The sequence below is a fragment of the Pseudomonas sp. Van50 genome (assembly GCF_055390755.1).
Genome location: NZ_AP024343.1, coordinates 1,197,362 through 1,211,420 on the forward strand (window position 1 = coordinate 1,197,362; position 14,059 = coordinate 1,211,420).

A 14,059-nucleotide genomic window follows, 5' to 3' on the forward strand; every position below is an offset into this window, starting at 1 on the left:
CGATCAATGCCGTTGGCGGGCGTAATCCAGAAAAGCGTCGATGTTGTCACTGCACAGCAGGGGGGACACCGCCTTGACCTCTTCCATCGGCCATTCCCACCAGGCCGACTCCAGCAGGGCCTGACGCACCGGCTCCTCGAAGCGCCAGCGAATGAACCGGCACGGGTTGCCGCCCACCATGGCGTAAGGCTCGACATCGCGTGTCACCACCGCGCCGGCGGCGACCACGGCGCCATGGCCGATGGTCACGCCCGACAGGATCATCGCGTCAGCGCAGATCCAGCAGTCGCTGCCAACCACCACGTCGCCCTTGGTCGGGTTACTGCCGGGAATGTCCCGGGCTTCATCGATCATGCGCGGGAATGGAAACGTGCTGACCCAGTCGGTGCGATGCCCACCGCCCAGCAGGATCTTCACCCCTTCGGCGATCGACGTATAGGAACCGACCTTGAGGACCGTGTCGTCGCCGAACTCCATCACCTCGGGAATGCCATACGTGCCCACCCCGACCTGGTACCTCGGATAGCGCAGACGGATTTTTTCCGGTGAGCGTTCGAGTTTTTCCAGGCGCTTGAGGTGCTTTCGCTCCTTTCGCTCCTTGAGTTTCTGCAAGAACTTCATGGTTGGGACCTTGTCATCGGCAGTCGCAAGGCCAGCCGCTTGAGGCGTTTGAAACTGGTTTTGTTCCAATGGCGCCAGGGGATGCTGCGCAACAGTTGCCAGGCTTCTTTCCGGTCTTCGACCACGGCGTACTTCAGCGCTTTGTGCACCAGCACCGTACGGGCCGACGGGTAGGCGGGGTGATCCCGATAGGGCTCGATGGCCTGCAGGTCCGTCTTGAGCATCAAGCGGTACTTTCTCGAGAGGTTATTGGGGTGGCGCCGATAGCGCGTGACGCAGATCGGCAACTCATGGATTTCGTAACCCTGGCGGGCGATCCGCAGGGTGATCTGGAAATCCTGGACCCTTAGCTGCGGATCATAAAAACCGGCGTCCCGCAGGGCACTCATGCGATACAGGGCCGTGGGCGCGCCGATGACCGCGGCGTTACGCAGCAGGTCATCGAAGGTATGCACCTGGATGTGGTCGCGTTGTTGCTCCTTGATGGTCCGGCCCTCGCTGTCCATGTAGATGATCAGCGCGCCGACACAGCCCACCTGCGGGTGCTCGTCCAGGTATTGGGCACGGACCCCGATCGAATGGGGCAACATCACATCGTCAAGGTCCGGGGTGGCGACATACGTGCCCTTGGCATACTGCAGCCCGTGGTTGAGTGCCGCGCTCACCCCCTGGTTCTCCTGGGAGTAGAGCTGGAAATCGTAGGTCTGCTGCAACTGCCGGAGCATGGCGAGGCTGTCGTCGGTGGAGCCGTCGTCGACCACGATGACCTCGATGTTCCGGTAATCCTGGGCAAAGAGGCTGTGGATCGCTTCTTCCAGGTACTTCCCGGCGTTGTAGCAAGGAGCCACGATCGACACAAGCGGCGCACCTTGAGGCGCGGTGGCCTGGGAAGAGGTCAGTTCGGTGTTCATTATTTTCTGTCAAAAAGTGGTGGCATGCTGGAGACCTGCCAGGGCATTTTCCCCACAGGCTTTTGTAACAAGCGTGACACCTATGCTCGCTGTTGGATCCCGATCTGACAAGGTTTGGTTGCGCAATGCTTGCGAAACCTGGGGGTGAGATGGCTCTGGGCTAGTATTTGCGCGCGGATCAAATCATTCCTTTGGCTGATTTGATCCGTGTATAAGCGCTCTAGAGTGCTTGCTTCCAGCCAAGACCGTGCAGTCAGAAAAGGGATTCTTATGTTGCAGACTCGCGTTATTCCTCCAGCCGAAGGCGCCTATCAATACCCGCTGCTGATCAAGCGGCTGCTGATGTCCGGCACGCGTTACGAGAAAACCCGCGAGATCGTCTACCGTGACCAGTTGCGCTACAGCTATCCGACGCTGATCGAACGGGTCGCGCGCCTGGCCAACGTGTTGACCGAGGCGGGGGTCAAGGCCGGCGATACCGTGGCGGTGATGGACTGGGACAGCCATCGCTACCTGGAATGCATGTTCGCGATCCCGATGATCGGCGCGGTGATCCACACCATCAACGTGCGCCTATCACCGGAGCAGATCGTCTACACCATGAACCACGCCGAGGACCGCTTCGTGCTGGTCAACAGCGAGTTCGTCGGCCTTTACCAGGCGATAGCCGGGCACCTGACCACGGTGGACAAGACCCTGCTGCTGACCGACCTGCCGGAAAAAACCGCCGACCTGCCGAACCTGGTGGGTGAATACGAGCAATTGCTGGCCGCCGCGGCGCCCACCTACGACTTCCAGGATTTCGACGAAAACTCCGTCGCCACCACGTTCTACACCACCGGCACCACGGGCAACCCCAAGGGCGTGTACTTCACCCATCGGCAACTGGTGCTGCACACCATGGGCGTGGCAACCATCATGGGGGCCATCGACAGCGTGCGGCTGCTGGGCACCAACGACGTGTACATGCCGATCACGCCGATGTTTCATGTCCACGCCTGGGGCCTGCCCTACGTGGCGACCATGCTCGGGCTCAAGCAGGTCTACCCGGGTCGCTACGACCCCGAATTCCTGGTCCAGCTGTGGCGCAAGGAAAATGTCACCTTTTCCCATTGCGTGCCAACCATCCTGCAAATGGTCCTCAATGCCAAGGGCGCCCAGGACACCGACTTCGGCGGCTGGAAGATCGTCATCGGCGGCAGCGCGCTGAATCGCAGCCTGTACGAAGCGGCGAAGGCGCGGGGCATCCAGCTCACCGCCGCCTACGGCATGTCGGAAACTGGCCCGCTGGTGTCCTGCGCCCACCTCAACGACGAATTGATGGCCGGCAGCGAGGACGAGCGCACCACCTACCGGATCAAGGCCGGCGTGCCGGGGCCGCTGGTGGAGGCGGCGATCGTCGACACCGAGGGACGGTTCCTGCCCGCCGACGGCGAGACCCAGGGCGAACTGGTGCTGCGCGCGCCGTGGCTCACCGAGGGCTATTTCAACGAGCCGCAGAAGGGCGCCGAGCTCTGGGCCGGCGGCTGGCTGCACACCGGTGACGTCGCCACGCTGGACAACATGGGCTTCATCGACATCCGCGACCGTATCAAGGACGTGATCAAGACCGGTGGCGAATGGATCTCCTCCCTGGACCTGGAAGACCTCATCAGCCGTCATGTGGCGGTACGCGAAGTAGCAGTGGTCGGCATTCCCGATCCGCAGTGGGGCGAGCGGCCGTTTGCCTTGCTGGTGGTTCGGGAAGGGCATGAGATCGGGGCTCGCGAACTCAAGGAACACCTCAAGCCGTTCGTCGAGCTGGGGCACTTGAGCAAGTGGGCGATCCCGAGCCAGATCGCCCTTGTTACGGAAATTCCCAAGACCAGCGTCGGCAAGCTCGACAAGAAGCGTATCCGCGTCGACATCACCGAATGGCAGAGCAACAACAGCACCTTCCTGTCCACGCTTTAGGTCTTTTTGCCGTGCCCGAAAGGGCACGGCAGCCCCACCAAGCAAGCGCTTGCCTTGTCAAACCGCAAATTTCAGCCATCCTTGCCGTGCCGACATCTGTCGGACTGGCGAAAGGACTGTTCCAGAGTGGTCGCGGGCTGCAAATCACACTTTAGAGGGATCAAGCCGTACTACCTGCTGGCTATAGTCCGCTCACGGATTCTCAAGAACGGGGCGCACGCACGAAAGGGCGATGCGACTTCGACGGATATCGGGACGCTGCCGCTCCCTGCCGCCGAGGTGTTTTTGAAATGTCCATTGCCATAACAATAATGCACATGGAGTAGCGTCGATGACCTCAGCAACCACGTTCTGGCGCCGGGCAAAACTGCCTCTGGCGGTCAGTCTCGCCTCTTCGCTCGCCGGGCCAGCATTCGGCGTCAGTTTCAACATCGGTGAAATCGAAGGCCAGTTCGACTCGTCCCTGTCGGTCGGCGCGAGCTGGTCCACGGCCAACGCCAACAAGGACCTGATCGGCGTCAACAATGGCGGCAAGGGCTTGTCGCAGACCTCCGATGACGGCCACTTGAACTTCAAGCGAGGGGAAACCTTCTCGAAGATCTTCAAGGGCATCCATGACCTGGAACTGAAATACGGCGATACCGGCGTGTTCGTGCGTGGCAAGTACTGGTACGACTTCGAACTCAAGGACGAACACCGCCTGTACAAGGACATCAGCGACAGCAACCGCAAGGAAGGCGCCAAGTCCTCCGGCGGGCAGATCCTCGATGCGTTCGTCTACCACAACTATGCCATTGCCGATCAGCCAGGCTCTGTGCGCCTGGGCAAGCAGGTGGTCAGCTGGGGTGAAAGCACGTTCATCCAGGGCGGCATCAACTCCATCAACCCGGTCGACGTGTCCGCGTTCCGTCGTCCTGGCGCCGAGATCAAGGAAGGCCTGATCCCGGTCAACATGTTCTACGTGTCCCAGAGCCTGACCGACAACCTGTCGGCCGAGGCGTTCTACCAGATTGAATGGGACCAGACCGTGGTGGATAACTGCGGTACGTTCTTCTCCCAGCCGGATGTGATTGCCGACGGTTGCACCGATAACCTGCGGGTGCTGAACAAGCGTTCGACCATTCCGCTGCCGGGCGTCATTCTTCCAATATTGGAAGGCCAGGGTGTCGATATCAACGAAGAAGGCGTGCTGGTACGCCGTGGCCCGGACCGCGATGCCCGCGACAGCGGCCAGTGGGGCGCATCGTTGAAGTACATGTTCGAACCACTGGACACCGAGTTCGGTGCCTACTTCATGAACTACCACAGCCGTGCGCCGATTTTCAGTGCCCAAGGGGCTGCGCAGCAGTTCTACACCGCGGGGCCAATCGCGGCACTGCGTCCTCTGATCGTGGCGGGTAACTCCAACTACTTCGTCGAATACCCGGAAGATATCCGTCTCTATGGCCTGAGTTTCTCCACGACACTGCCTACCGGCACGGCATGGAGCGGTGAGATCAGCTACCGCCCGAATGCACCTGTGCAACTGAGCACCACTGATATCCTCTTCGCCGGTGTGACGCCACTTCCCGGATTTGGTGATGCATCGGTGCTCCAGGGCACGCCGGGCCAAGACCTGCATGGCTATCGCCGTAAAGAGATCACTCAGTTCCAGACCACATTCACGCACTTCCTCGATCAAGTCATGGGCGCCAGCCGCCTGACCCTGGTGGGTGAAATCGGGGTGACCCATGTCGGCGGCCTGGAAAGCAAATCCGACGCTCGCTATGGCCGTGATCCGGTGTTCGGTCCGGGCGAACTGCCCAACGGTTTCTGTAACTCGCTCAATACGTCTACTGCGACGGGCGGCGGCCAGACCATCAACGACGTGAACAGCAACTGCAACAACGACGGCTTCACCACCTCCACGTCCTGGGGCTACCGTGCTCGCGCCATCTGGGAATACCCGGACGTGTTCGCTGGCGTGAACCTCAAGCCCAACGTGGCCTGGTCCCATGACGTCAAAGGCTACTCGCCAGGCCCTGGCGGCAACTTCGAAGAAGGCCGCAAAGCCGTCAGCCTCGGGCTGGATGCCGAGTACCAGAACACCTACAACGCCAGCCTGGCCTACACCAACTTCTTTGGTGGCGACTTCAGCACTGTGGACGATCGTGACTTCCTGGCGCTCAGCGTCGGCGTGACCTTCTAAGCACCGTATTTCAGGACGACACACTATGAAAGTAACAAAGAATCTGTTGCAGGCCGGTGTCTTGGGGCTGTCCCTGCTGGCCGCCAGCGTCATGGCGGCAGTACCCGCGGCCGAGGCCGACAAGCTGGGCAAGAGCCTGACGCCGATGGGCGCCGAGATGGCCGGCAATGCCGATGGCTCGATCTCGGCCTGGAAACCCATGGCCAAGAACGCCGGTGCCGTGGACAGCAAGGGCTTCCTGGCCGACCCGTTCCCGACTGAAAAACCGCTGTTCACCATCACTGCGCAGAACGTCGAGCAATACAAGGCCAAGCTCGCCCCGGGCCAGTACGCGATGTTCAAGCGCTACCCGGAAACCTTCAAGATGCCGGTCTACCCGACCCATCGCGGCGCCACCGTGCCGGACGAGGTGTTCGCCTCCATCAAGAAGAATGCGGTCAACACCAAGCTGGTCTCCGGCGGCAACGGCCTGGAGAACTTCGAGACGGCCGTGCCGTTCCCGATTCCCCAGAGCGGTGTCGAAGTCATCTGGAACCACATTACCCGCTATCGCGGCGGCAGCGTGACGCGCCTGGTCACCCAGGCCACCCCGCAGCCCAACGGTTCGTACAGCCTGGTGTACTTCCGCGACCAGTTCGTGTTCCGCGACAAGATGAAGGATTTCGATCCGGCCAACCCTGGCAACATCCTGTTCTACTTCAAGCAACAAGTGACCGCGCCGGCGCGCCTGGCCGGTGGCGTGCTGCTGGTGCACGAGACCCTCGACCAAGTGAAGGAGCCGCGTTCGGCGTGGGTCTACAACGCTGGCCAGCGCCGTGTGCGCCGTGCCCCGCAAGTGTCCTATGACGGCCCGGGTACTGCCGCCGACGGCCTGCGTACCTCCGACAACCTGGACATGTACAACGGCGCACCGGACCGCTACGACTGGAAACTGGAAGGCAAGAAAGAGCTGTACATCGCCGCCAACAGCTACCGGATCGATTCGCCGCAACTCAAGTACGCCGACATCATCAAGGCCGGCCACATCAACCAGGACCTGACCCGCTACGAGCTGCGTCGCGTCTGGCATGTGACCGCGACCCTGAAGGAAGGCCAGCGCCACATCTACGCCAAGCGTGACTTCTACATCGATGAAGACACCTGGCAAGCCGCGGTGATCGACCACTACGACGGTCGTGGCCAACTGTGGCGCGTGGCCGAGGCCCATGCCGAGAACTACTACGACAAGCAAGTGCCGTGGTACGCCCTGGAAACCCTCTACGACCTGCAGTCCGGCCGTTACCTGGCGCTGGGCATGAAGAACGAAGAGAAATCGGCCTACGACTTCGGCTTCACCGCCACCACCGCCGACTTTACCCCGAACGCGCTGCGTCAGGACGGCATCCGCTAAACCGCTGCACCCGAGGCCGCATCCTCGAAACAACGCCCCGACTGGTTCGGGGCGTTTTTTTTGTTCGATCAGTCAACACAAAACCCTGTGGCGAGGGAGCTTGCTCCCGCTGGGCTGCGCAGCAGCCCCAAACCAGCCGACTCATTGTGTCAGGTACAACGCAGTCGCTGCCTTGCGGGTTGCTTCGCAACCCAGCGGGAGCAAGCTCCCTCGCCACAAGAGCGTTGGCTGCCTGAGTTTTTTCAAGTCGGTCGGCTTGTAGTCTTTTTGTAGCCATTTGTAGCACTCCCTTCAATACCTTCTCGTTTACCGCTAGTCTGCGGACATCTGCAACGCCGCCACCCGCATTCCTACAAGAGCCGGCCATGACTGATTTGTCTTCACTTCCGGATTCTGCCCGCGCAGCCATCGCGGTACAGGACGGGCGTTTCTACCGCCCGCCCTTGCCCGACGGCCATGTCGCGCGGCCGCGGTTGTGCGAACGTTTGAGCGCCGGGCTCGGCGGGCGGTTGCTGTTGGTCAGTGCCCCGGCGGGGTTCGGTAAAAGCTCCCTGGCGGTGGAGTTCTGCCAGAGCCTGCCGGCCCATTGGCAAAGCCTCTGGCTGGGGCTCAGTGCCCGGGACAACGATCCGGGGCGTTTCCTGGAACGCTTGCTCGACGGGCTCCAGGCATTTTTCCCGCAACTGGGCGGCCGGGCGCTGGGGCTGCTGAAAATGCGCCAGCGCCATCAGCCCTTTGCCTTCGAAGAATGGCTCGATGGCTTGCTGGACGAATTGTCCGCGCACTTATCGCCCCGCAATCCCTTGTTGCTGGTCCTCGACGATTACCACCTGGCCCAAAGCCCGGTGCTGGATCGCTGCCTGCAATTTTTCCTCAATCACCTGCCTGACGGTTTGCTGGTACTCGTCACCAGTCGCCAGCGCCCGGACTGGCACCTGGCGCGCCTGCGCCTGTCGCGACAATTGCTCGAACTCAACGAGCAAGACCTGCGCCTGACCCATGACGAAGCCTTGACCCTGCTCCAGCATCACAGCAGCTCGTTGCGCGGCGAGGCGCTGGAAAACCTCATCCAGCGCAGTGAAGGCTGGGTGGCCGGGCTGCGGTTCTGGTTGCTGGCCGCCTCCGAGGCCGGCAGCGAAGGCCTGCTGCCCCAGGCCTTGCACGGTGGGGAGGGGTTGATCCGCGATTACCTGCTCGAAGAAGTCATCGATTGCCTGCCCGCCGAGGTGCAGGCGTTCCTCTACGACACGGCCCCTCAGGAGCGTTTTTGCAGCGCGCTGTGCGATGCCGTGCGCGAAGCCCATGACAGTGGCGAAATCCTGCGTTACCTGGCGGCCCACCAGGTCTTCCTGGTGCCGCTGGACGAGCACGGCCATTGGTACCGTTATCACCACTTGTTTTCCGACCTGCTGCGCAGTCGCCCCAGCGCGCCGGCCATGGTCCCGGCCGCGACCCTGCATCTGCGGGCCTGTCGCTGGTTCAACGCCCAGGGCCTGATCGACGAAGCCGTGGAACAGGCGCTGCGGGCCGGGCACCTGGATGTGGCGGCGAACCTGGTGCAGAACCTTTCGGAGGAGCAACTGCTGGCCGAGCAGAACGTCGGCATGTTGCTGCGCTGGAAAATGGATTTGCCCGACAGCCTGCTCATCAGCACGCCGCGGCTGATCGTGCTCTACAGTTGGGCATTGGGCCTGGCCTGCCAATTGGACGCCGCCGAAGAGCTGGCCGCGCACTTGAGTCGTTTCCTGCCGGCCCCTTCCGCCACCGCGCAAAAGTCCATGCTCGCCCAATGGCTGGCCCTGAGCGGCATCGTCGCCCGTGGCCGCGGTGATCGCGAGGCCACCCTGCGTTATTGCAGCGAAGCCCTGGAGAGCCTGCCGCAAAAACGCTACGGCCAGCGGCTGATGTGCCTGTCCACCTTGTCGAACCTGGCGATTGCCGACGGCGACCTGTGGCGCGCCCGGAACCTGAACCGCGATTCCCTGGAGCTGGCGCAGCGGGTTGGCAACCCATTGTTCGAGGCCCTGGCCCATTACGACCGTGCCCGGGTCTTGCAGGCACGGGGGGAAATCCTGCGGGCGCTGGACGAAGTGCACCAGGGTTTGCAACGTTTGCATAAATTATCGCCCCAGCGGCTTTATGCGGTGCGGGCGCGGTTGATCATGTACGAGGGGTTCCTGCTGACCTTGCGCATGCAACCCCAGGTCGGCCTGGCGCGGTTGCAGGCAGGCCTCACCGAAGCCCGCGCCTGCCGCGACATCAGCGTGCTGATCGGTCATTGCGTGATCGCCCGTATCGAAGGCTACAGTGGCGAGTTCGCCCGGGCCTTTGCCGAACTGGCTGAAGCCGAGCGCCTGATGCACATCTGGGACGTTCCGCCGATCTACTACCTGGCGATGATTACCCTGGTCAAATGCGAGCTCTGGCTGGCCCAGGGGCGTACCGACCTGGCCGAAGCCTGGCTGGCCCGCTTGGGCCAGACCTACACGGGCGAACGGGCCGCCGCGCCGCCGGAGTTCCACCCGCAACTGCCGCTGCATGTCGAATTGCAGCAGGCGGTGCTGGAATCCATCCGGGGTCAACCGATGCTTGCCGAAGGGCGACTCGATGCCCTGCTTGAACACGGCCAGCAAACCGGCCGGCAAATGCTCAGCGTGATGGCGCTCAACCAGAAGGTCGCCTTGCTGTTGAGCGTCGGCCGTGAGCCCGAAGCACGCCGTACCCTGGCCCAAGCTTTCGAAGCCGCCAGCGGCGGGGTGTTGCAGCCCTTCGAGTGGTTGTTTGGCAAGCACTGTGAATGGTTTCGCGAACAACTGCTGCATGCACCGCCCAGCACGTTGCGCGAACATCTGCTCGAACGCCTGCCCTCGACGGTGGCCCAGCCTGTCGACCCGGCGGCACCTGTCGAAACCCTCAGCAGTCGCGAGCGGGCGGTGTTGCAACTGATTGCCCAAGGTTGTTCGAACCAGGAGATCAGCGAGCAATTGTTCATCTCGCTGCACACCGTCAAGACCCACGCCAGCCACATCAACAGCAAGCTCGGCGTCGAGCGCCGCACCCAGGCGGTGGCGCGGGCAAAGGCGTTGGGGTTGTTGGGCTGAGCAAGGTTTTGGGGGCGGTGAGAAAAAACTGTGGCTAGGGAGTAAGCTCCCTTGCCACAAAGGCTTTGACAAGGAATCCCTCGATGTTGCCTCTGTACAAAACCATCCCGTCCCCCGTCGGCCAGTTGATCCTCGTCGCCCGAGAGACAAGACTGGCGGCCATCCTGTGGGAAAACGAGCGGCTCAACCGGGTGCGCCTGGGGCCTTTGGAAGAAGACACCCAGCATCCGGTCCTCAAGGAAACCGAACGTCAGTTGCTGGAGTATTTCGCCGGTCAGCGCCGCCGTTTCGAATTGGAGCTGGACTTTGCCGGCACTGATTTCCAGGTCCGAGTGTGGCACGCACTGCTGACCATCCCCTTCGGTGAAACCCGCAGCTACCGCGACATCGCCGTCCAGATCGGCCAACCGACAGCGGTCCGGGCGGTCGGCGCCGCCAACGGTCGCAACCCCATCTCGATCATCGCCCCGTGCCACCGCGTCATCGGCAGCTCCGGCAGCCTCACCGGCTTCGCTGGCGGTTTGGCGGCCAAACAATTGCTGCTCAGCCTCGAAGGCCAACAGACCCTGCAGTTGGCGTTCTGACTGCCTCCCTGTGGGACTGTAGATTTTGCATCCATCCCCAGTCCCCTGTGGGAGCGAGCTTGCTCGCGATAGCGCCCTGTCAGTTTGCCTAGGTGCTGGCTGTGCCAGCGCTTTCAGGTCGGTGGGGATTTGGGGGGCAGCATGCGTGTCGGTGGTTGGCCGTTGGCGTTGTGCTGGTAGATCTTCGTGGGCTGGCCCTGTTCATTGAAGAACACCTGGCCAATGCCGGCGCTGTTCCACAGCCGTTCGCCCGCTTCGGCGTGTTCCGGGGTGTGGGGGACGATGCGCATGCTGCGGCGCTTGGTGAACCAGTTCAGGGGCGAGCGCGGGGAGTAGAGCCAACGGTTCAGGCGGTCGAACCATTCCAGCAGTACGGGCGGGAATTCATTCTTGATGCCGCTGCTGGTGATCTGCCAGATACGCGGGCCGCCCTTGCGGTGTGGGATCAGCACCTCGTAGACGAAGGAATAATGCACATCCCCTGACAGCACCACGTAATTACCCGGTGTGCGTGAGTGTCGGAAAATGTTCAGGATCACCTGGGCCGCGCCGCGATGGGCCATCCAGTTTTCCGCGTCCACCAGCAACGGATAACCGCACCAACTGAACACCCGCTGCACGGTCTCGATCAGCTTTACGCCGAAGATCGGTGCCGGTGAGACGATGATGGCCGAGGGGTGATCCAACAACTCTTGCTGCAACTCGCTCAGGGCTTCCCAATCCAGCAGGCCGGAAGGTTGCTTGAGGGTGTTCTCACTGCGCCAGCGGCGGGTGCGGGTATCGAGCACCACCAGGGCCGGGGTGCTCGGCAGCACGTAATGCCACTGCTGGAAACCCAGCAGGGTGTCGATCAATTGGTCCTGTGGTTCGCTGTCGAGGTAACGGTCGCGGGCGGTGTCGCTCAAGGCCAGGGTTTGCGGGAGCACGTCCGCAAAGGCATCCGGGTTGTTACCCCAGCCTTGGCAAAGCATGTAGGCGATCAAGGCGTTGCCGATGATGCGCTTGGAGAACGGATGGCCGTAGGCCGTTTCCTCCCACTGCGCGGACAGATTCCAGTCATCGGTAATGTCGTGGTCGTCGAAAATCATCAGGCATGACAAGTGCGCAAATACCCGCGCCACGCCGTCCAGCCCGGTCTTGAACGCGTCGATGCGTCGTTGTTCCAGGTCGTAGCGCTGGCGCCGCTCGACGGTCAGTTCGGGGGGCTGCACAGCGATCAGTGTCCAGGGCACCGGCGACCACACCAGCAGGTACATCGCCATGACTTCGGCGAACGTCACCAAGTGATTATCGGCGCTGCTGCTGGTGAAGATCGGCTTGCGCGCCCCGCCGAAAAAACGCTCGCGCAGGGTTTCGTTGCTCTCCAATGCCGGTAGCAAATCGGCGCGATGGTAATAACTGGCCGGGTGTTGGTAGAGCTTGGCGCTGTCTTCCACGACGGCGCCGTCCAGGCATTCCTCGAACAGCCCCAAGCGTTCGATCAGCCCATGAATCGCCCGCAGCATGGGCCCGGCGACATCGTCGGCATAGACCTGGTCGCCACTCATCATCAACAGAGCCGGGCGTTGCGCCGGGTCTTGCGCGAGCAGACGGTCGACACAGAGCAGGCCGTCGTTGGCCGGGTAGTGGGGTTTGCGGCAGGAACCGTGGACCAATTGCTCGATACGCGAGTGCAACATGAAGTTCGGGCACTGTGCGCCGTCATACAACAGATGCGGCGCCCACTCGGCGATGGGGGCACCGTCCACCAGCAGGTCGTAGTCAATCGCCACGTCCTGGGGCAGGGGCGCGTCGAGCGTCACATCGATCAAGTGCACAAACGCCCGTTGCCCCACCGGCACCACGGTGCAACGTGATGCATCGAGTGCCAGGTCGCCGACACCGTCAATGCGCAGCGTCAACGCCAACGCTCGCGTGCCCACCAACCACATCACCAGGCGCGCAGGCTCCAGGCGCCGTAACAGCGGGCCGACCAGAACAGGGGGCAGGGTAGAGGTCATGTCTGGAGTGGACGACAGCATTCGCGAAAAAAGCTCTGTTCAGGGAGAGGCGGGGATCATAACGCAATGTGCTATGCCGCTGGGGATGGGGGAGTGGGCGCTTTTGTGGCGAAGGAGCAAGCTTCCTCGCCACAGGAACGTGTCAAGCCTGGTGATGTCACTGGGCGCTGTTGGAAGCCTCGGCCGCCTTGATCAGGTCCGGACCGATCTCTTTCTCGAACTTCGCCCATACCGGTTTCATTCGTTCGCGCCAGACACTGCGTTCTTGCGGTGTGAGGGTGATGATCTCGGTGGTCTTGGCGTCCAGGACGTGCTGCTTGTCCTGTTGGTTGAATCGTTCCGCTTCCTGGTTGGCATGGGCGGTGGATTCGACCACGATCTTCTCCAGCTCGCTGCGGATATCCGGCGGCAGGCCGTTCCAGAAGTCCGACGTGGTGATCAACATGTAGTCGAGTATGCCGTGGTTGGATTCGGTGACGTATTTCTGTACCTCATTGAGCTTCTGGTTGTAGAAGTTCGAATAGGTATTTTCCGTGCCGTTGACCAGGCCGGTGCGCAGCCCCTGGTACACCACCGAGAAAATCATCGGTTTGGCCTTGGCATCCACCGCCTTGAACTGCTCCTCCAGCACCGCAGAGGTCTGTATCCGGAACGTCAGGCCGCGGGCATCCTCGGGGGTGCGCAATGGCTTGTTGGCCGATAACTGCTTCATGCCGTTGTGCCAATAGGCCAGGCCGGTGACGTTCTTGCTTTCCATGGACTTGAGCAGTTTCTGGCCCTCGGGGCTTTGCTGGAAACGGTCTACTGCGGCGATGTCGTCGAATAGAAAGGGTAAGTCGAACAGTTGCACGGTCTTGGTGTACTGATCGAACTTGGCCAGTGACCGCGCAATGATCTGCACCTCCCCCAGGAGCAGGGCTTCCATCTCCTTGTCATCGCCGTACAGCGTGGAGTTGGGGTAGACCTCGACCTTCACTTTGCCCGGCAGTCGCTCTTCCGTCAGCTTCTTGAACATCAACGCGCCCTGGCCCTTGGGCGTTTGGTCGCCTACCACGTGGGAGAACTTGATGACGATCGGCTCAGCCGCCATGGCCGTGCCCCACACGCCGAAAGCCAGGGTGCAGGCGAGCGCTTTCCATACAGGTTTGAGCATTGCGAAATTCCCTTTGCCTTTACATTCATCGTACGGGCCTCTTCGGAACCCGGCGTACAGCAGACAACGTCCAGTCTAGGAGAAAAACCATCCACTGCCGGGTGAGGTGTTCCGGCGGGCAAACCATCGGGCTTCTGCCAGGTGGGAGCGGGTGTTCA

General features: G+C 61.8%; 9 protein-coding genes. 5 read left to right on the forward strand and 4 right to left on the reverse strand.

What is annotated here, in order from left to right; genetic code table 11:
* Positions 1-3: 3 nt before the first annotated feature.
* Both ACZ5M5_RS05105 and ACZ5M5_RS05110 read right to left on the reverse strand, forming a co-directional pair.
* Complete coding sequence (locus ACZ5M5_RS05105; protein ID WP_207291179.1) at positions 4-621, reverse strand: CatB-related O-acetyltransferase; 618 nt, start codon at positions 619-621, stop codon at positions 4-6.
* Positions 618-1,532, reverse strand: a complete 915-nt coding sequence (locus ACZ5M5_RS05110; RefSeq protein ID WP_060739140.1) for a glycosyltransferase family 2 protein — start codon at positions 1,530-1,532, stop codon at positions 618-620. The genes ACZ5M5_RS05105 and ACZ5M5_RS05110 overlap by 4 nt, the downstream gene beginning before the upstream one ends.
* Positions 1,533-1,802: 270 nt before the next feature.
* On the opposite strand from ACZ5M5_RS05110, the gene ACZ5M5_RS05115 reads away from it, so the two are divergent.
* From ACZ5M5_RS05115 to ACZ5M5_RS05135, 5 genes are all read left to right on the forward strand, one after another.
* Positions 1,803-3,485 carry a fatty acid--CoA ligase gene (locus ACZ5M5_RS05115; protein WP_192261485.1) on the forward strand — a complete coding sequence of 561 codons (1,683 nt, stop codon included), beginning with the start codon at positions 1,803-1,805 and terminating at the stop codon, positions 3,483-3,485.
* Positions 3,486-3,816: 331 nt separating this feature from the next.
* The gene (locus ACZ5M5_RS05120) at positions 3,817-5,673 is read left to right on the forward strand and encodes a DUF1302 domain-containing protein (protein ID WP_192261486.1); all 1,857 of its coding nucleotides are present in this window, start codon (positions 3,817-3,819) and stop codon (positions 5,671-5,673) included.
* A gap of 25 nt (positions 5,674-5,698) precedes the next feature.
* Positions 5,699-7,063: a DUF1329 domain-containing protein gene (locus tag ACZ5M5_RS05125; protein ID WP_060739137.1), complete on the forward strand. Its 1,365-nt coding sequence runs from the start codon at positions 5,699-5,701 to the stop codon at positions 7,061-7,063.
* A gap of 365 nt (positions 7,064-7,428) precedes the next feature.
* Entirely contained in the window at positions 7,429-10,164 is a 2,736-nt protein-coding gene (locus ACZ5M5_RS05130; RefSeq protein ID WP_103310462.1) for a winged helix-turn-helix domain-containing protein, read from the forward strand.
* An 83-nt stretch (positions 10,165-10,247) separates the two neighbouring features.
* Entirely contained in the window at positions 10,248-10,748 is a 501-nt protein-coding gene (locus tag ACZ5M5_RS05135; protein WP_060739135.1) for a methylated-DNA--[protein]-cysteine S-methyltransferase, read from the forward strand.
* A gap of 113 nt (positions 10,749-10,861) precedes the next feature.
* Here ACZ5M5_RS05135 and ACZ5M5_RS05140 read toward each other — a convergent pair whose 3' ends face one another.
* Both ACZ5M5_RS05140 and ACZ5M5_RS05145 read right to left on the reverse strand, forming a co-directional pair.
* Positions 10,862-12,769 (reverse strand): alkaline phosphatase D family protein, encoded by a 1,908-nt coding sequence (locus ACZ5M5_RS05140; protein WP_060739134.1) that lies wholly within the window; start codon positions 12,767-12,769, stop codon positions 10,862-10,864.
* 136 nt (positions 12,770-12,905) lie between these two features.
* The gene (locus ACZ5M5_RS05145; protein WP_464738722.1) at positions 12,906-13,901 is read right to left on the reverse strand and encodes a TRAP transporter substrate-binding protein; all 996 of its coding nucleotides are present in this window, start codon (positions 13,899-13,901) and stop codon (positions 12,906-12,908) included.
* Positions 13,902-14,059: the final 158 nt, after the last annotated feature.

Coding starts and splice junctions, on each gene's coding strand:
- ACZ5M5_RS05115 (WP_192261485.1), top strand. CDS start 1,803: ATGTTGCAGACTCGCGTTATTCCTCCAGCCGAAGGCGCCTATCAATAC.
- ACZ5M5_RS05125 (WP_060739137.1), top strand. CDS start 5,699: ATGAAAGTAACAAAGAATCTGTTGCAGGCCGGTGTCTTGGGGCTGTCC.
- ACZ5M5_RS05105 (WP_207291179.1), bottom strand. CDS start 621: ATGAAGTTCTTGCAGAAACTCAAGGAGCGAAAGGAGCGAAAGCACCTC.
- ACZ5M5_RS05130 (WP_103310462.1), top strand. CDS start 7,429: ATGACTGATTTGTCTTCACTTCCGGATTCTGCCCGCGCAGCCATCGCG.
- ACZ5M5_RS05140 (WP_060739134.1), bottom strand. CDS start 12,769: ATGCTGTCGTCCACTCCAGACATGACCTCTACCCTGCCCCCTGTTCTG.
- ACZ5M5_RS05145 (WP_464738722.1), bottom strand. CDS start 13,901: ATGCTCAAACCTGTATGGAAAGCGCTCGCCTGCACCCTGGCTTTCGGC.
- ACZ5M5_RS05135 (WP_060739135.1), top strand. CDS start 10,248: ATGTTGCCTCTGTACAAAACCATCCCGTCCCCCGTCGGCCAGTTGATC.
- ACZ5M5_RS05120 (WP_192261486.1), top strand. CDS start 3,817: ATGACCTCAGCAACCACGTTCTGGCGCCGGGCAAAACTGCCTCTGGCG.
- ACZ5M5_RS05110 (WP_060739140.1), bottom strand. CDS start 1,532: ATGAACACCGAACTGACCTCTTCCCAGGCCACCGCGCCTCAAGGTGCG.